Raw genomic sequence first — 17,650 nt, forward strand, 5'->3', positions numbered from 1 at the left:
CGGGTCCCCCCGCGCGCCGGGTGACCGACGGGCGGGCGGTCGCTACGGTGTGGTCGATGTCGTGCGGGTGACGGTGGGAGGGTGCATCGGTGCGGGATGGTGAGCCGGCGGCGCAGCCGCTGCCCTACGCGGAGGTCACCGACGCGGGGTACGGCAGCCGGGTCGCGGAGACGTTCTCGGTGCGCCGGTACGGTCCGGCGGTGCTGCTCAGCGGCGACTGCCCCCGCTGCCGGCACCCGATCACCTGCCCGATCGTCGGCGAGGTGTACCGGCGGGAGACGCCGCTGACATCCGTCGATCCTGGCTACCGGACGCTGCTGTGCAGCTGCGCCGCCGACCACCCGGCCCGCCCGGACGGGCTGGTTGGCTGCGGCGCGTACTGGACGGTGACGCTGGAGGTCGAGTCGTGATCCGAGTGCGGCCGGGTCCTGCGGCGACGCTCACCGACCTGCGCCGGGCGCAGGAGCTGGCCGCGTTGCTGCGCGGTGAACTGGACCGGGTCCGGGCGGCCGCGCTGGCCTGGCGCAACGGGCTGGGCGGCCTGCTCGTCGCGCTGGTCGGTTTCAGCCTGATCCGGGGTCGCTCCGACGTCAGCACTCTCGCCCCGGGCTGGGGCGCGCTGGTCGGCGTACTGCTGCTGGCCGCGATCATCGCCGGGGTCGCCGGAGCGCTGGCGTTGCTGCGGGCCGCGCACGGGCCACTGTCGGTGACACCGGTCGCCGAGATGCCTCCGGCTCCGCTCGGCGAACACCGGGAGGCCCTCGTCGCGGCCCGGGCACTGCGCCTCGGGGTGCTGCTGGTGCTGCTCTGCACCGCGTTGCTGGTCGCCGCCGTGGGAGTCACCTGGTACGCGCCCGGCCAACCCTGACCAGCGCCGCCCCCGTACCGGCCCGGGGCTCGGCGCACGGCCGTGCGTCGTGGGCCGGGTCCGCTGCGGGTCGCGCCGGTGATCGGCGCCCGGCGGGACGCTCCCCGGTCAGGGACCGATATGGACGTAGCCGGCCCAGAGTTCCGGCAGGTCGGGCAGGGCGGCACGCACCTGCCGGACGGCGTGGTGCAGGGCGGACGCGGCCCGCTCCGGGTCGAGCCCGCCGGGTACCGCCAGCGCCGCGTACAGGTCCTCGCACAGCTGCACGGTCAACGTGTCGGAGATGGCCCAGAGCGCGCCGATGACGTGTCGGAAACCCGCCAACTGGAACGCGGTGCCCAGGGTCAGCGCCTCGTCGGGCAGGGCCGCGCCGCCGCGTACCGTGTCGCAGGCGGACAGCACCGCGAGCGCGGCAGTGGTGCCCGCCGGCCGCCACAGATCCCGGACGTGCAACGGGCCGCCGGCCAACGCGAGCCGGCCCCGGGCCGGTGCGGCGAGATCCTGCGTGCCGTGACAGCACAGGTGGACCACCGACGTTCCCGGCAGTGCGCCGAGCACCGCCGAAGGGGTGGCCGCCGGCCCGGTCAGCGACCTCACGTCGGTCACGTACCGGCGCACCACGGCCTCCTCTCCCGCCGCGCCGGGCAGGTCCGCCAGCCCCGGCGTCCGCGGCATCCCGACCACCAGGGCCGAGCTGACCGGCACGTCCCTGCCCGTCGGCCCCCGCCGGGCCCGGATGAGCGCCCGCAACGAGGCCGTGTACGACGGGACGACGCGGTCGAGGACCCCGGTCCCCCCACCCAGCGGGGCGGCGGCGTGCAGCGGCAGCAGGGTGAGCGCTCCCGTGGGGCACCACCACAGGCGGGCCGGGACGACGCCGGGGTCCGGTGGCCCGGCGGGTGAACCCAGCGCGTCGAGCACCGGGGCGGCGACCACCCGCCACAACCAGTCCAGGGTCTCCGGGATCCGCCGTCGGAACGCCTCCCGGCGACGCTGCGCCTCCGGTCCCGGGTCACCACCGGACGCGGTGACCTCGGCCAGGCCGGTCAGGAAGTACGCGGCCCGCAGGTGCAGTTCGCCGAGGGTCAGTTCGGGCAGCGGCACCACCGTCACCCGCCCCTCGTCGACCAGCAGCGCGTCGCAGCGCCGGGCGGCGACGTTGACCAGCACCACCGGGCCGTTCCCGGCCGCCCGGGCAAGGTCGGCGAAGGGGGGTGGGCGCAGGAAACCGTCGAAGCCGGGCAGCCGCCTGATCTCCGCCAGCACCTCGCGTCGCTGGCGGGCCAGCTCGTGCCGGCGTTCCGAGCCCACCTGGTCGACGTTCGTCCCGGCGACCATCGGGGCCGTCAGCCCGGCGACCGACGACGGGCCGGGCCGGGGATCGAGACGGTCGAGGGCGGCCTGTGTGTCGGCCAGTCGTTCGGCCAACCGGGGTTCCCGCTCGCGTAGCGCGGCCAGGTCCGCCCCGGCGTCGTGGGCCCGGGTGAGCAGCACCCCCCGGCCGTACTCCAGCAGCTCCACCGCGCGCTCCGGCCGGTCGAGCGCGATCGCCACCGCCGCGGCGTCGCCGGCCAGGCCCGGGAACTGCCCGAGCAGCCGGCCCTGGTCGTCGAGGTCCATGCCGTGCCAGGCCACCAGGTCGAGCAGCTCGATCGCCGTGGTGTAGCCCTCAAGCGCCGCCGGCAGGTCGCCGGCTTCGGCGGCGAGACCGGCGTACGTCCGCGCGGCGCCGGCCCGCAACAGCGACGGCGCCGCCTCGATCGCCGCGGCCGCACGCAGCACGTCGATCGCCTCGGACAGGTCGACCGGCGGCAGGTCGCCGGAGACGGCCGGAACGATGCCGGTCGGGTCTGCGGGCAGCGTCGTGCTGGCCGAGCCGCCGGTGGCCGGGTCCGGCGCGGCGGCGGCGTCAGCCGGAGACGAGGCGTCCTGGGTGGCGCGTGCGATCTCCTCGACGGCGGCGGCCAGGTTGTTCAGGCACATCGTCCGCTCTGGATGGTCGACGGGCAGAGCCGCGACCGCCGCCCGGTACACGGTCAGCATCTCGTGGGCGTCGCGGCCGGCCCGGCCGGCCCGGAACCTGATCAGCAACGCGTTACCGAGGTTGGTCAGCAGCTGGTGCCGTTCCGGGGCCGAGGCGGGTGTCGCCTGTTCGATCTGGCGCAGCAGCGTGACCGCCTCGTCGAGCGTGGCGGGGTCCTCGGAGAGTTGGTGCCGCAGCAGGTGGCTGAGGGCCAGCGTGCGGGCGATCCGTACGCGGTCGACGGGCTCGGCCTCCCGCTGCGCCAGCTCCGCCGCCTCCCGCAGCAGCGCGACCGCCTGTTCGGCGTCGGTAAGCGCGGCGGCCCGGGCCTGCTCCGGTGCGGTGCGGCCATCGGCCGGCAGCGCGGCGTTGACGACCAGTTCGGTGCGCCGGTTCAACGCCGAGCCCAGGTTGAGCAGGCCGAGCATCCGGTCCGGGTGCCCGGGTGGGGCAGCCGCCACCGACCGCCGCAGCACGTCGATCGCCTCGGTGAGGATGCCCAGGTCCTGGGTGCGGCCGAAGAGTTCCTGGAGGACCAGACCCAGATTCGACAGGCGGAGCGGCAGTTTCGCGGAACTCGCGGTGGCGGCGACCGCCTCCCGCAGCCGCACCACGGCCGGTTCCAGCAGGTCGGGTTCCCCCGCCAGGTTGGTCAGCTCCCGCAGCGTGGTGCCCAGGTTGTTGAGCAGGTCGGGCCGATCCGGATGATCCGCCGGCAGCAGTCGCTCGGCCTCGGTGAGCACGTCGCGGGCCTCCCGCAGGGTCGCCAACCCGGCCAGGTCGGCGTACCAGCGGCCCAGCGCGTGACCGAGGTCGCCGAGCCGTCGGGCCCGCTCCACCGGGTCGCTCGTTCCGTCGGCCGCCGCCCGCAGCAGTCGCTCCGCCTCGTGGAGATCCTCAGCCCGGCGGTGCCGCGCATAGCGCGCCTCCCGCAGCTTGCCCTCGGCCTGCCACAGCCCGCCAATGTCGAGCCCGTCGAGTCGAGGTCCGGCCGCCGCCGCCCGATACGCCTCGATCGCCGCGTCCAGGTCGGCCGAGGTCTGTCGCCGCTGGTGACGCTCGCCGACCAGCCCGGCCAGGGTGGCCCGGGCCAGACCTTCCCGTTGCTCGCTGAGCCCGGCCGCCAGCGCGGCACGGTTGGCGTCGATCGCCGTGTCCAGGTCGCCGTCGGTGCCGCTGGCGACGAACCGCCTACTGGCCAGCGTCGCGTACGTGAAGACCACCAGCGGATCGGCCCGGGCCGACGCCGCCTGCGCCAGCGCGTCGACCGCCCGGTCGAGGTCGGCCGGCTCACCGCGTCGCTGCCAGCGTTCGCGCAGCCGATCGCCGAGGTTGACGCGGGCGATCATCCAGACCGGCGAGTCGGCGGACGCGGCCCGGGCCGCGTCGCCGAGCAGGCGGATCGCCTCGTCCAGCGCCGCCACGTCACCTGCCTGCTCGAACCGGTCGCCGAGAACGTTGCCGAGGTTGAACAGCCGGGTGGGGCGCTCCGGGTCACCGGCCGGAGTCGACTCCAGACTCTCCCGGTGCGCGTCGATCGCCGCCGGAAGCGACAGCTGCCGGCCCAGGTGCAGGTACTGGTCCCGGTGCACCCGTCCGAGCGCGGAAAGGTAGTGCAGGCGCTCGGGTACGCCCGACGGTGTTTCGGCCAGCGCCCGTTCCAGCAGGGCCTGCGCCTGGCCGGCCACCCGGTAGTCCCCGGAACGTTCGGCCCCGCCCATCAGCGCGACCGCCTGGCGGAACAGCTCGGCCGGCGCGTCGCCGCCGGACCGGCCGGGCGCTGAGCGGGCTGCCGGGATCCGGCCACCGGTCCGGGCGGACGCGGGGCGGGCGGCCGGGCTCCGGCCACCGGTCTGGGCGGAACCAGCGCTGGTGGGCGTGTGGGCGTGGAGCAGGGCCAGCAGCGACGGCGGTACCCGCTGCGGTGCCAGGTACAGCAGCATCTGGGTCAACCCGACCGCCTGCACGAGATCCGCAGCGTTCTGCCCGGCCGGCAGGCTCTGGTACCGGTACCAGTGCAGGCAGGCCAGCAGGAACAGGGCCTCAGCCTCGTGCTCGGCGAGTGAATCGCGCCCGGCCACCCCGTCGAGCAGTTCGTACACCGGTCGGGCCTCCTGGAGGGCTGCGGGCTCCAGCACCCACCTGGGCTCCATGGTGGTGCCGAAGTCGTCGAGCCGCTTCCGCAGCCGCCGCACCGGGTCGGACCTGAATCGCTGCCACATGCCAGCCCTCCCGTCGCAGGCACCGTCCGCCCAGGGGTAGCAGCTGCGGTGAACGGCCGCTGTCCCAAAACCGACCGGGTAACTTGGGGCTCCGACAGGCAACGATCGGAAAGGTGATCCCCATGGCACTCGAAGCCGGCACCCGGCCTGCCAAGGAGTCCGGCACCTACCGCATCGGGGGCGATCTTCGCATCGACCGGCTCGGCTACGGCGCGATGCAGATCACCGGCCCCGGGGTCTGGGGCGACCCGAAGGATCCGGCCGAGGCGGTCCGGGTGCTGCGTCGCGCGTACGAGCTGGGGGTGACGTTCATCGACACCGCCGACTCGTACGGTCCGTTCGTCTCCGAGCTGCTGATCCGCGAGGCGCTGCACCCGTACGCCGACGACCTGCTCATCGCGACGAAGGCCGGGCTGACCCGCAGCGGCCCGGGTGACTGGCGGCCGGTGGGCCGACCGGAGTACCTGCGTCAGCAGTGCGAGTTGAGCCTGCGCCACCTGGGGCTGGAAACCATCGGCCTCTATCAGCTGCACCGCATCGATCCGGCGGTGCCACTGGCCGACCAGCTCGGTGAGCTGGCACTGTTGCGGGAGGAGGGCAAGATCCGGCACATCGGGCTCTCCGAGGTGACCGTCGACCAGATCGAGGCGGCCCGCCGCATCGTGCCGATCGTGTCCGTGCAGAACCTGTACAACCTGGCCAACCGCGACGCGGAGGACGTGCTCGACCACTGCGAACGGCACGATCTCGCGTTCATCCCGTGGTTCCCGATCGCGACCGGTGACCTGGCCCGGCCGGGCGGCCCGCTGGACGCCGTCGCCGCCGAGCACGATGCGACGCCCGCGCAACTGGCCCTCGCCTGGCTGTTGCGCCGGTCGCCGGTCATGCTGCCGATCCCCGGTACGTCGTCGGTGGCGCACCTGGAGGAGAACTTGGCCGCGGCCCAGGTGAAGCTGACCGACGCCGAGTACGAAAGGCTCTCCGCCGCCACCGCCTGACCCCCCACGCGACACTTCACCCCCCGCCCACGCCGCGTCGCCCCCGCGCCATACCCTGCGCCGTGCGCCGTGCGTCGTGCGCCTGCAACTTCGGGGAAACTGCTGCCTGCGCCCGCCTGGACCCGACAACTTCGGGAAAAATGCTGCCTGCGCGGCCCGCCTGGCATCGGGGGTGTTGTCTGGGTGGGGTATCGATGGCTGCGGCCCGGCGACTCGGTGAAGCCGCCGGGCCGGGTGGGTCACAGGGCGAGGCAGTTGGGTTTGATCGCGGCGTCGCGGAGAACCTGCCGGATGACGGTGTAGGTGGTGCCGTCGAGTACCAGGCCGAGGTGGCCGACCACGCGCAACGGGCACCGGGACTGGATCAGTACGTTTGTCGCGCCGTCCGCCAGCTTCGCGTTGTCGACCGGTCGGACCAGTTCGTCCTGCCAGGTCCGCACCGCAGTCCAACGCACCGGGGCCGGCGTGTCGTCGCCCGCGTTGAGGGCGGTGAGGAACGACGACCCGATGGTCATCTGCTGGCAGGCCACCACGCCGGCGCAGCTGCCCAGACCGAGGAACGACACGATGTTTGCCACGTATGTGCCGTACTGCGGGGTGCCCAGGCTGACGTAGCGCTCGACGGAATCGCCGCCACCGAGGTTCTTGATGTAGTAGCGGCTGACGAGGCCGCCTTCGGAGTGTGCGACCAGGTCGACCTTGGCGCCTCCGGCGGCGGCGCGGACCTGCCCGACGTACCCGCGCAGCCCGGCGGCGGACGCGGTGATGTCACCAAGTCCGAGGTTGGGCAGTTGGTAGATCCAGACCCGGTAGCCGTCGGCGCGCAGCCGGGCGGCGAGTGGCTCGTAGACGGCGGCGATACCGCTGAGCCCACCTACCACGATGACCGGATTGGCGTCGGCCAGCGCCCGCAAGCCGGCGTCGGCGGCAGCCGCACCGGTGGACGCGACGCCGGCAGACCCGGCCGTGTCGGCAGTTCCAGCCTCGCGGGCAGACCCGACCTCGCGAACCGACCCGACCTCGCGGGCAGACCCGGCGGCGGTGCCGGGCGCAGCGAGCACGCCGGCCGCTGCGGTCGCACCGTTCGTGGTGGGGATGCCGGTGATGGTGGTGCCAGCAGGCCCGGTGGTGCCGGCGGTCACGGTGCCGGCAGCGGCGGTGGTGGCGGTGGGTGCTGCGGCGGCGGTGGGTGCTGCCGGATCGGGCGGAGCGGCGGTGGCGGCGGGAGCCGTGAGGACGGCGGCGACCGTGAGCGTCAGGACGGGGACAGCCTTTCGGAGCAGCATCGCTGCACCTCCCAAGGGGATCCCGGGGTTACCGGGTGGAGGCGGTGGGATGTCCGATCGACCGTGCACTGATGATGCGGGTCACGATCCAGAAACGTCAATGAAAAGTTACGCGCGGGTAGCGAATGCCCCACCGGGCGTTCCGCGAGTGGAGCCGACAAACCGTCCACGTACGACGAACGCCGCACGCACCGGATGGGTGCGTGCGGCGTCGAGTTCGGCGTGGGTCAGCTGGCTGGCGTCGTCTCCGGCTCCGACTCCGGCTCAGGACGGGCCTGCCCCTGCTTCACGTACGTCGGGTGCAGCTGCACCGGCCGGCTCTCCTGCTGGCGACGCTGCCGCGCCCGGACCCGCAGGTTGAGGAACTCCACGAAGATCGAGAAGGCGATCGGGCCGTACACGTAGCCCTTCGGGATGTGCTGGTCGAAACTCTCCGCGATGAGGCTCGCCCCGATGAGCAGCAGGAACGACAGAGCCAGCATCTTGACCGTCGGGTGCTGGTTGACGAACCTGCTGACCGCACCGGCCGAGACCAGCATGATGATCATCGCGATGATCACGGCGGCGACCATGATGGCGAGTTCGTCGACCATGCCGACCGCGGTGATCACCGAGTCGAGCGAGAAGACCACGTCCAGCACCAGGATCTGCGCGATGACCGCGCCGAACGAGACCACTTTGCCGCCCTCGCGGCCGTGGTCGGATCCTTCCAGATGCTCGTGGATCTCGTACGTCGCCTTGCCCACCAGGAATATTCCGCCGAGTAGCAGGATCAGATCGCGCCCGGATATCTCCTGCCCGAGCACGGTGAACAGCGGCGCGGTCAGACCGATGATCCAGGACAACGACGCCAGCAACAGCAGTCGGGTGATCAGGGCGAGCGAGATGCCGATCGTCCGCGCCCGGGCCTGCTGGTGCTCGGGCAACCGCCCGGACAGGATCGAGATGAACACGACGTTGTCGATGCCCAGCACGATCTCCAGCAGGAGCAGGGTCGCGAACGCGATCCACAGCTCGGGACTGGTCAGGAACTCCATGCCATCCTCGACTCTCACGACCGGCCGCCGGGTCGGCACCCGGACCATCGGCTGATCTGCATCATGATGACCTACCGGGCCGCCAACCGCTTCGCAACCCCGCCCGCCCCACAGCACCCCCGGCCACTTCTGGGACCGGTCGCACGACTTGCGGTATGTCGGCCCTTCCCGGCGACGGGGAGCCCCGACATACCGCAACCCACGACAGACGTCCCGACAGGTCCCGGTCGGTCTCGGTCGCGCGCCACGGCGGCGGCGCCGACAGCTCTTCGGACGGGCGGGCCCGGGGCCCTACGCCACTGACGAATCGATGGCATGCTGTGGCCGTGCCCGGCACCTCACCTCCCGACGAACGACTGCGGGTCATGCCGTGGTGGCTGGTACTCATCGGGCTGCTGCTGGCCGCCCTGCTCGGCTGGTGGGTGCTGTACTGGCTGCTCGGCGAGGCCGACCGCGCCGCCGCGCCGGACACCCGGGCCACGCTGCGCATCGACGCCATCCGCACCGGATTGACGGTGGTCGTCGGCACCGGCGGCGGGTTGGCGCTGCTGCTCGCCGCCCGGCGACAGTGGATCAGCGAGCGGGCGCAGCGGCACCAGGAGGTCGTCGCCGCCGCCGACCAGGCACACCGTGACCGGGTTCAGGCGCACGCCGAGGCGGTCGCCGAGGCCGGGCAGCGACACCAGGAACACCAGGCCGAGGCCGCCGCGCACGACGCGGCCGAACGCCGGCTGACCGAGCTGTACACCCGGGCCGTCGAACTACTCGGCAACGACAACGCGGCCGTACGCCTCGGTGGTCTGCACGCCCTGGAACGGCTCGCCCAGGACCACCCGGCGCAGCGTACGACGATCGTCGGGGTGCTCTGCGCGTACCTGCGGATGCCGTCGCCGGACGACGCGCGAGAGGCGGAGGTACGCCGCAGCGCGCAGCGGATGCTGACCCGGCACCTACGCGCGGACGGTGACGTCTTCTGGCCCGGCATGCGCCTGGACCTCACCGGTGCGCGGCTGGACGACTTCGACGCCACCGGCTGTTCCCTCGACGACGCCGACCTGACCGGTGCCACCTGCACCGGCGTCACCCGCTTCACCGGCGCGACGCTGCGCGGCCGGCTCGCCCTCGGGGCGAGCTTCGACACGCTGCTGCTCGACGGTGTCGGCGGCGACGCCACAATCGTTCTGGACGACGCCCGGGTGACCGGTGGGTTCAGCGCGGACGGGGCCGAGATCGGTGGCCAACTGTCCTGCCAGCGGGCCACCATCGGCGAGACGACCTGGCGCGGCACCACGTTCCGCCGGACGGTCACCTTCGACCACACCACCTTCGGCGGCAGCGCCAGCTTCCGGGAGGCTGCGTTCCAGGGCGGCCTGTCCCTGGAACACACCACGTTCGGCGGGGACGCGAGCTTCCGACGGGCCCACTTCGCTGACCTGGCCCTGTTCCGCTGGACCGAGTTCGGGGGCGAAGCCTCGTTCGCCGACGCCCGCTTCGCCGGGGCGACGAGCTTCGGCCGCGCCCGCTTCCACGGCCCGGTCACCTTCGAGAGCGTCACCACGGCCCACCGACCCCTGTTCGATCAGGCCCGAGCGACCACGTCGGCACACCACACCTGGCCCGACGGTACGCACGTCGAACCCCTGGACACCGACTGGCTCCTGCTCACCGACCCGTAGCCCCCGCCCACGCCGCCACGACCTGCGGTGTCGGCCCGACGCCGACACGACCTGCTGTCGACCCGATGCCGGCACGGATTGCGGCATGTCGCGGTATCACGCGCTCCGGAACGGCCGACATGCCGCATCCCGCGAGCCCCAGCAGGAACGGACACGCCGCCCCCGCAGGATTACGGGGACGGCACGGAAGCGACGTGCGGCATGTCGCGGCATCACGTGCCCCGGTGACGCCGTCATGCCGCATCCCGCGACCGCCGTGGCATCCGGCCGAGTCAGGTGCGCCCGTCGATGACCATCGTTCCGACGGCTCGCCGGGTCAGGGCCGGTCGGCGAGTCGAGTGAGGAACGCCTGCCAGGCGGTCGGGGCAAAGGTCAGCACCGGGCCGGAGGGGTCCTTCGAGTCCCGCACGCCGACGACACCGGGCAGGTTGTCGGCGACCTCCACACAGACGCCGCCGTTCGTGGACGAGCGGGACGACGTTCGCCACCGCGCGCCGGTCAGGTGGTCCATGTCTTCGCCGCCTCCTTGAGTACGTCGAGGGTCTGCCCCAATGGAAGGGCTTCGTCCCGAACCACGTCCCATGCCAGTGCAAGACGAGCAATCGAATCCGACTGCCCGGTGGTTTGCGACTCCAACTGATGATCCACGCAGGCGGCTCGTGATCCGTCGGGCAGGTCGGCCAGGATGAACGTGCCGGCCAGTCCTGAGTAGATGCCAGCGGAGAGCGGCACGACCTGCAACCGGATATGCGGCTGCTCGGCGCAGCTCAACAGGTGCTCGACCTGCTCACCCATCACATCGGGGCCACCGCACGCCCGGCGCAGGACCATCTCGTCAAGCACCACGAAGAGCTGCGGGGCCGGGTCACGCGCGAGCACGGCCTGCCGCTCCAGCCGCGCCGCGACCCGCTGGTCCAGCTCGGCAAGCGGCGTCCCGGCCGCCCGGAAGACCGCGCGGGCATACGCCTCCGTCTGGAGCAGCCCCGGCACGAAGGAGTGCTCATACCAGCGCAGCGCCGTCGCCTCCCGCTCGATCTGGATCCACTCGCGCAGCCAGACCGGCGCGGCCTCGCCCTTGACCAGCTCGTCCCAGAGCGTCGCGAAGTAGCCACCCGTGTCAAGCGCCTTGTCGACGGCGGTCAGGTACGGCAGCGTCGGCGGCTTGGTGCCGGTCTCGATCGCGCTCACCTGGGAGTCCGAGCAGAAGACCCGCTCGCCGAGCTGAGCCTGGGTCAGCCCGGCGGTCGCCCGACGTCGCCTCAGCTCGCGAAGCAGGTACTCCGACGGCGAGATTCCCACGACTTCCACGCCCTTCCATGACGGTCCACGCCGTTCCGTGCCACCTCGAAACCGGTCGTCACGTTCCGCGATCGAGCAATGACTGTTCCGAGCGTAGGGGGCGTGCGTCCAGGGTGGAAGGAGCACGGCGCACCTGGGGACGGTCTATCCCCCGGACCGGTTGGCGCGTACGTGCCGGGGGTCGCCGCTGGGCGAGCATCCGCGGCGACCCCCGATCCCCGCCACCGACCAAGGAGGTGTGTCGTGTCCGCGACGAGGCACGCCAATGCCGTTCCGACAGCGCGCTGGCCGACCCGCCGAGCCGCCCGCCCCGCCGTCGCGCCGGGCGGCACCCGCGAGGACGGTACGCCCCGGGTCACACCCGGCGTCTACCTGCTGACCCGCGACGCATCCCCGCAGTTCGTCAGGCCGATCACGGTACGGGTGATCCGCGAGCGGACCGGTCGGAGCACCTACGACGGTTGGGCGTGGATCGAGGTGTATCAGCTCGATTCCCGTGGCGAGGCGACCGACCGCCGCGAGTTGTACGTACGCCCCGACGGGATGCGCCCCGCGCCGCCGCACCCACACAGCCCACCGGCCCGGCGTACTCAGACAAGGGCCGCCGGATGAGCACGCCCGCCCGTGAGCACACACCGTCCCGCCCGACGTGGCGCTGCCGGGCCTGCGGCATCGCCTGGCCCTGCGCTGCCGCGAAGCTGCGTCTGCTCGCCGAGTACCGGGGCAACCTCCCCGGACTCATGATCTACCTCGTGACGTTACGCGAAGAGGCCATCGCCCAACTCGCCGAACGGGATCCCGGCACCCGCCTGCCGGACCTGCACCGACGCTTCACCGACTGGATACCGGCCCGCTCCCGCTGAAGGCCACCCGCCCTGGAGCGCGGTAATCCCCTGCCGCGTCCGGGGGCGGGTCCTGCGGATGATGCGGTCAGCTCCGACACGGAAGCAGGGCGACCCATTCAAGGGCTTGGGTGTCGTTCCCGTGGTTTACTCGCAAGGATGGGCTCGTAACCGCCTACAGGGTAGGGGCACACCGCCGATGTTGCTAAGTTTCCGCTTCGCCAACCATCGTTCATTTCGCGACGAGCATCAGCTCAACCTCATGCCCGTCTACGGCGACGGCGCCGAGGCGGACGAGCTAGCTCCGCAGGCGGTCCAGGTCGTTGGCATTTTCGGAGCCAACGCATCCGGCAAGTCCAACTGTCTGAGTGCCCTGGGTTTCATGCGACAGATGGTCGTGGAGTCAGACCGGGCGGTCGAGCCCGGGGTGGGACTGTCTCGGGAGCAATTCCGGCTGGATCCCGACATCGCCACGCAGCCCTCGCAGTACGTCGTGGACCTCATGCTCGGCGGGGTCCGGCACACTTACGGGTTCACGATCGATGACGACCGGGTGCTCGACGAATGGCTCTACCACTATCCGCTGGGTCGCAGGCGGCGCATCTTCGAACGAGATGGAAGCGAATTCTCCTGGGGCGAAGAGTCGGGCCGCCGTCCCTTGGAGCAGATCGCCGAGATCACCGCCCCGACCGCGCTCTTCCTCAGCACCGTCGCCCGTTTCGGCCACAGCCGCCCGGAGCCGGATCCGGCAAACCCGCAGCCGCTGCACGACACCTACCGATGGTTCTACCTGATGAGCCAGCGCACCGATCCTGCCTCCGGGCTCTCCGCCCTGATGCGTGCCGGCAGTTCGGACGCGGAGAAGGTACGCCAACTCGTCGTCGACCTGTTGCAGGCCGCTGACGTGGGCATCGTCGACATCGTGGTCCGAACTGACGCAGACCCCGAGGAGCAACCCGCGCAGAATGCGCTCAGTAAGTGGCTGAGAACAGCGGTTGCCTCGATGCGCCTCCCCCGGATCCAGTTCGCGCACCAAGGTCCCAACGGCACCGCGCTGCTCGATCTTCACGACCAGTCCAGCGGCACCCGGCAGTTGCTCACCCTGGGGCTGCACGCCGCTGCGATGCTCCGCACCGGCGCCACGATGTTGATCGATGAGATCGACGCCAGCCTGCATCCGATCCTGACCGCCAAGCTCATCAGCCTGTTCCGCAGCCCGCAGGCCAACCCCCTGGGCAGCCAACTCATCTTTACCAGCCACGACGCGGCGCTGCTCGGCACCATCGACGCTGAGGAGATCCTGCGCCGCGATGAGATCTGGTTTGTGGAAAAGGATGGCCAGGGAACGTCCTCGCTCTATCCGCTGACCGACTTCAAACCCCGCAAAGAGGGTGAGAACCGTCAACGCCGCTACCTCAACGGCAACTACGGGGCGGTCCCCGACCTGTCCAGCCACTTGTTCGAGCAGGCACTCGCCACCCGTGGAGACGTGGATGACGCCTCGACGCGTTGAACACCGGACAGGCCGCACGGTCGACACCGGCCGGCGGGAAACCGACCTACGCAGGCAGCCGGCTTCTCGGGAATAACGGCGAACCGTGCTGATCACCACGAACGGTGAATCGACCGAGCGGACGTACTTCGACGCGCTGAAGCGCGAACCGTGGATCAGCGCCAAAGTGGCAGTCGCAGTGGAGCGCGGCTCCCCCACCGACCTGGTACGCGGCACGGGCCGCCGGCAGCGGGACAACGACTACGACGAGGCATGGGCCGTGTGCGACGTCGACCACTACCCACCCGAGGAAGCCTCAGCCGAGGCACAGCGGTCGGGGGTACGGCTTGCCTGGTCCAACCCCTGCTTCGAGGTGTGGCTGCTACTCCATCTGTGTCACCACGCCGGCTATGTCGAGAACGCCAAGAAGGCCCGGGACCTGCTCCGTAAGCACCTCCCCCACTGGGACAAGACGCTGCTCGACTTCGACAGCTTCCGCAGCGGCGTCCCCGACGCATGCCGGCGGGCAGCGCGACTCGATCCACCACCCGCTGGAAATCCCTCCACCTCAGTTGGTGAGCTTGTCGCCGCACTACAGCGTTGATCTGGACGCCTCATCAACCGGTGTTTGCACAGACGTCAGCCTCTGTGATCTTTGGCTTTGGTCCATGATGGAGCGCTCCACTCTTGCGGCGGCGGCCTGATCCTCCGTATCGACGGGTGCTGTTAGCATCACCGGCGGACGCGGTCAGCACTCATGAGGATCCGGCGAATCGATGTCTCGGAACGAGCAGGATCCGTACGTGCTTCTCGGCGTCAGCCGGGATGCGTCGCTGGCGCAGATTCGTGAGCGCTACCTGATCCTGGTGCAGGTCTGGCACCCGGACAAGCATCAGTCGAGCCCGGAGAACGTGCGCGCCGAAGCCACCCGGCAGATGCAGCAGATCAACCACGCGTACAAACTGCTCACCGACGTTCGGGAACGCGAGACCCGCGAGCGCCAGGCCCGCCAGGCCGAGGAACAGCAACGCGCGACGCACCAGCGGGCGGGCAGTGGGCAGCGGGCCAGCGACTGGGCAGCACAGCAACGCGAGGCGCGTGAACAGGAGGCCCGGGAGCGGGCGGCAGACGAACGTCGGGCCCGGGAGCGGGCGGCACGCGAGGCACGCGCGCAGGAAGCCCGCGAGCGCGAGGTGCGCGAGCGGGCGGAGGCCGAGCGGCTGGCGCGGATACGCGAGCGGGAGGCACGCGAGCACCAGCATCCCCGCGCCCGGTGGACGCATCCCCGGTACCAGGCGGCGCAGCTACCGGAACCGCTGACCATCGAACCGATAACCATCTCGTTGTCGGATGGCGCCGAGGGTTACACGCTGTTGGCTCGATCCGAAGACCAGGAGTCTGTGGTCTTCTTTCCCGGCGCCGACGGCGAGCTGCTCCTGTTCCGCGCCAAGGAGACGCTGCACCGGTACCTGACCGAGACCAGCTCCCACGAGCTGGCCGCCGTTGGCGGTTGGGACGAGTTCATGAACTCGATTCTCAAGGCCGGAATCAGCGTCGACGACGATCGGTCGTACGACTTCGGGTTGATTCTCTACAGCATCAGGCGCCCGGTGACCGACTGGGTTCCCCGACTCTTCATCACCAACCGCGATCTCCTGGTGGACATCGCGGAGGCGTTCGGGATCACCGAGGCGTTGGAGGTGTTGCGCGTCGGATCGGCGATCGACACGCTCGACGATCTGATGCGGGTCGCCGACCGACCACTCGCCGGATGGGGCGCACGGCGTCGGCTCGACGCCATGAATTCGGGGCCTGCGAGCATCGCGTGGCGCAGGGTGATCCGGAACGTCGAGAAACGCGTACGGTGGCTGCGCTGAGCGGCCAGCCTCGTCACTCCTGCGGCCCGCTGTCACCGGCCTGGATGGACCGGGCGGTCGGCAGCAGCGCATCGCTGAATTCCGGGAGCGTCAGCACGTTTACCGCGACGCCGGGCTCGACCAGCCAGAACGCCTGGACACCGTCGTGCAGACCGGCGCTGTCACCGTGCGGGAACTCGCTCAGGTGCCACTCGGCGGGGTCGCGCTCGTGATACTCGCAGAGGAAGTCCCGTAGCGCGGTCACGTCGACCAGCCGGTCCCCGCGCAGCACGTGGACCCGCAGATCCACGCGATGCCCCTCGGGCGTCTGCCGCTCCCAGACCCGGCTGGCGAAGCGTACGTCGCCCCACTCGGTGGCGAAGTCGGACACCTCGTCGCCGACACCGGCCGGCACCTGCCCGATGTGGAAACCGTCAAGCAGCCCGCCGTCCCGCCTCTCGCCGCTGCTCATCCCACCGCCTCGATCGGTTTCCGACTCAGTTGCCAAGCGCCCGTACCTTGGCGATCGTCTCCTGGACGTGCTGCCGGGCGGGCTCGTGCCCCTGCGCCGCCTGCGTGAGCGCCTGCCGGTACGAGTCGATCATGTTGATCAGTGGCCCGGCGGCGACACCCTGGAGGGCCCCGGCGACGAGTTGGCGGGCCTCGGCCGCGTCCTGCGCCGCCGCCGCTGTCTTCGCCTTCGCCTCGTCCAGCTTCTGCGCCGCCGCCGCCAGCCTGGCGATCATCTCCGCTGCGCTCACACGCCCTCCCCACGATCGCACCACCCCGGCGTCGCCGCCTGCCCACGAGCAGCGACCACACAGGAGCGTACGAGATCCACACACGCATCGCGACCACCCGAACGCGCCACACCGCCAAGGGTGGGTACATCTGTCGCTGTCATGGCGACAACAACTGCACCCACCCCCCGTTTCGCCTCGTCCCGCCAGCCGCCGTGCCGACGACTCGGTGGACCGGCTCCGGGGTCAGCGCAGCACGCGGAAGAGCAGCAGGTAGCCGCAGTAGGCGAGGGGTACCGCGAGGAAGCAGATCAGGAAACCCAAGACCGGATGGCGCGGCGGGGTGGCGGCGCCGACAGCCGGCCGCCCCCAGCGGCCGAGCACCAGCCAGCCGCCGATCAGCGCCATGGCGGGCAGGCCGGCGAGCATCCAGGCGAGCAGGGTGCCCAACCCGACCACGCCGAGGCTCCAGCCGAACGTCAGGACCAGCAACAGCAGCGCCGCGATGCCGGCGGCACCGGCGTAGACCGCGACCGCTCGGGCCCGCGACGACCAGCCAGGTAACAGCGCCGGTTGCTGGGCGAGCAGTTCGGCCTGCTGCCCGTGCCGGTCGGCCTCGTCGGCCCACCGCCGAGCCAGCTCCAGCTCCGTCGCCGGGTCGACCGCTCCGGCGCGCGGGGCCGGCACCCCAGCCGCCGTCGCGCTCACGGCCACCGGCAGCGCCGGGCCCGTCTGTCCCACCCCAACCGGGGAGTACGCCCCGACATCCGGCCGCCCCGGGGCGGCGGCTGCGCCGCCGTCCGACCCCGTCCCCGGTCCCCACCCGCCGCCCGGGTACCCGGGCGGACCCGGCGGCCGACCCGGCGGGCCCGACACCGCTGCCCCGCGCCACGACTGGTCGGGCGGGGCCGGTGCGCCCGACACAGGTGCGCCGGTCGGCGACGGCCCGGCCGGGCCGGACACCGGTGCGCCGGACACCGGTGCGCCGGACACCGGTGCGCCGGGTGGGGCCGGCGGGCCGGACATCGGCGCGCCGGGCGGGGGCGGACCGGGAGGCGGACCACCGGGCACGACTGCCCCCGGCGTGGCACCGGTCGGTGCGGTGCCGCTCGGGCCGCCCGGTGCGATGCCAATGGTGCGGCCGAGGTGGTCGAGGCGCTGCCCCTGCGCGGTCAGCCGCCGGTCGAGGTACTCCACGGCGGCGCCGAGATCCCGCTGCCGTTCGGCCTCGGCGGCGGCGCCCTGCTCCCCGGCGCGCTGCTGCACGGCGAGGTGACGGGCCAGCGCCGCGTACTCGTCGAAGGTGGACAC

17 protein-coding genes are annotated in these 17,650 nt (G+C 71.8%); 9 read left to right on the forward strand and 8 right to left on the reverse strand.

Going from position 1 to position 17,650, the window contains the following annotated elements; all coding sequences use genetic code 11:
* Positions 1 to 89 precede the first annotated feature (89 nt).
* A complete protein-coding gene (locus tag ACN26Z_RS22625) occupies positions 90 to 410 on the forward strand; it encodes a hypothetical protein (protein ID WP_421463364.1) in 321 nt (106 codons plus the stop codon).
* The gene (locus ACN26Z_RS22630) at positions 407 to 868 is read left to right on the forward strand and encodes a hypothetical protein (protein ID WP_421463365.1); all 462 of its coding nucleotides are present in this window, start codon (positions 407 to 409) and stop codon (positions 866 to 868) included. Before ACN26Z_RS22625 ends, ACN26Z_RS22630 begins: the two co-directional genes overlap by 4 nt.
* A 108-nt stretch (positions 869 to 976) precedes the next feature.
* Here the strand turns inward: ACN26Z_RS22630 and ACN26Z_RS22635 are convergent, their stop codons facing one another.
* Positions 977 to 5,113 carry a CHAT domain-containing protein gene (locus ACN26Z_RS22635; RefSeq protein WP_421463366.1) on the reverse strand — a complete coding sequence of 1,379 codons (4,137 nt, stop codon included), beginning with the start codon at positions 5,111 to 5,113 and terminating at the stop codon, positions 977 to 979.
* Between the two features lie 122 nt (positions 5,114 to 5,235).
* Here ACN26Z_RS22635 and ACN26Z_RS22640 point away from each other — a divergent pair, with 122 nt between their 5' ends.
* On the forward strand, positions 5,236 to 6,111 hold the full coding sequence (locus ACN26Z_RS22640) for an aldo/keto reductase (RefSeq protein WP_421463367.1): 876 nt from the start codon (positions 5,236 to 5,238) through the stop codon (positions 6,109 to 6,111).
* A 239-nt stretch (positions 6,112 to 6,350) separates the two neighbouring features.
* Here the strand turns inward: ACN26Z_RS22640 and ACN26Z_RS22645 are convergent, their stop codons facing one another.
* Together ACN26Z_RS22645 and ACN26Z_RS22650 are read right to left on the reverse strand one after the other, a co-directional pair.
* Complete coding sequence (locus ACN26Z_RS22645; RefSeq protein ID WP_421463368.1) at positions 6,351 to 7,397, reverse strand: lipase family alpha/beta hydrolase; 1,047 nt, start codon at positions 7,395 to 7,397, stop codon at positions 6,351 to 6,353.
* A 227-nt stretch (positions 7,398 to 7,624) separates the two neighbouring features.
* Positions 7,625 to 8,434: a TerC family protein gene (locus ACN26Z_RS22650; protein WP_421463369.1), complete on the reverse strand. Its 810-nt coding sequence runs from the start codon at positions 8,432 to 8,434 to the stop codon at positions 7,625 to 7,627.
* Between the two features lie 326 nt (positions 8,435 to 8,760).
* On the opposite strand from ACN26Z_RS22650, the gene ACN26Z_RS22655 reads away from it, so the two are divergent.
* A complete protein-coding gene (locus ACN26Z_RS22655; protein ID WP_421463370.1) occupies positions 8,761 to 10,110 on the forward strand; it encodes a pentapeptide repeat-containing protein in 1,350 nt (449 codons plus the stop codon).
* Positions 10,111 to 10,426: 316 nt separating this feature from the next.
* Here ACN26Z_RS22655 and ACN26Z_RS22660 read toward each other — a convergent pair whose 3' ends face one another.
* The gene (locus tag ACN26Z_RS22660; protein WP_421463371.1) at positions 10,427 to 10,621 is read right to left on the reverse strand and encodes a DUF397 domain-containing protein; all 195 of its coding nucleotides are present in this window, start codon (positions 10,619 to 10,621) and stop codon (positions 10,427 to 10,429) included.
* Positions 10,609 to 11,418, reverse strand: coding sequence for a helix-turn-helix domain-containing protein (locus ACN26Z_RS22665; protein WP_421463372.1), 810 nt, complete (start codon positions 11,416 to 11,418; stop codon positions 10,609 to 10,611). Before ACN26Z_RS22665 ends, ACN26Z_RS22660 begins: the two co-directional genes overlap by 13 nt.
* A 234-nt stretch (positions 11,419 to 11,652) precedes the next feature.
* Between ACN26Z_RS22665 and ACN26Z_RS22670 the strand changes: the two genes are divergently transcribed.
* From ACN26Z_RS22670 to ACN26Z_RS22690, 5 genes are all read left to right on the forward strand, one after another.
* A complete protein-coding gene (locus ACN26Z_RS22670; RefSeq protein WP_421463373.1) occupies positions 11,653 to 12,021 on the forward strand; it encodes a hypothetical protein in 369 nt (122 codons plus the stop codon).
* Entirely contained in the window at positions 12,018 to 12,272 is a 255-nt protein-coding gene (locus ACN26Z_RS22675) for a flavin reductase (RefSeq protein WP_421463374.1), read from the forward strand. Before ACN26Z_RS22670 ends, ACN26Z_RS22675 begins: the two co-directional genes overlap by 4 nt.
* Before the next feature lie 178 nt (positions 12,273 to 12,450).
* Positions 12,451 to 13,764: an AAA family ATPase gene (locus ACN26Z_RS22680; protein WP_421463375.1), complete on the forward strand. Its 1,314-nt coding sequence runs from the start codon at positions 12,451 to 12,453 to the stop codon at positions 13,762 to 13,764.
* 85 nt (positions 13,765 to 13,849) lie between these two features.
* On the forward strand, positions 13,850 to 14,347 hold the full coding sequence (locus tag ACN26Z_RS22685; RefSeq protein WP_282237462.1) for an RloB family protein: 498 nt from the start codon (positions 13,850 to 13,852) through the stop codon (positions 14,345 to 14,347).
* Positions 14,348 to 14,519: 172 nt separating this feature from the next.
* Complete coding sequence (locus ACN26Z_RS22690) at positions 14,520 to 15,620, forward strand: J domain-containing protein (RefSeq protein WP_421463376.1); 1,101 nt, start codon at positions 14,520 to 14,522, stop codon at positions 15,618 to 15,620.
* A gap of 13 nt (positions 15,621 to 15,633) precedes the next feature.
* On the opposite strand, the gene ACN26Z_RS22695 is transcribed toward ACN26Z_RS22690, so the two are convergent.
* The 3 genes from ACN26Z_RS22695 to ACN26Z_RS22705 all read right to left on the reverse strand — a co-directional run bounded on the left by ACN26Z_RS22695 (position 15,634) and on the right by ACN26Z_RS22705 (position 17,650).
* On the reverse strand, positions 15,634 to 16,071 hold the full coding sequence (locus ACN26Z_RS22695) for a hypothetical protein (RefSeq protein WP_421463377.1): 438 nt from the start codon (positions 16,069 to 16,071) through the stop codon (positions 15,634 to 15,636).
* A gap of 25 nt (positions 16,072 to 16,096) precedes the next feature.
* Complete coding sequence (locus ACN26Z_RS22700; protein ID WP_093401516.1) at positions 16,097 to 16,360, reverse strand: DUF6244 family protein; 264 nt, start codon at positions 16,358 to 16,360, stop codon at positions 16,097 to 16,099.
* Positions 16,361 to 16,585: 225 nt separating this feature from the next.
* On the reverse strand, positions 16,586 to 17,650 hold the full coding sequence (locus tag ACN26Z_RS22705) for a hypothetical protein (RefSeq protein WP_421463378.1): 1,065 nt from the start codon (positions 17,648 to 17,650) through the stop codon (positions 16,586 to 16,588).

Origin of the sequence: Verrucosispora sp. WMMD703 (genome assembly GCF_049178935.1) — a bacterium.
Taxonomy (GTDB): Bacteria; Actinomycetota; Actinomycetes; order Mycobacteriales; family Micromonosporaceae; genus Micromonospora; species Micromonospora sediminimaris.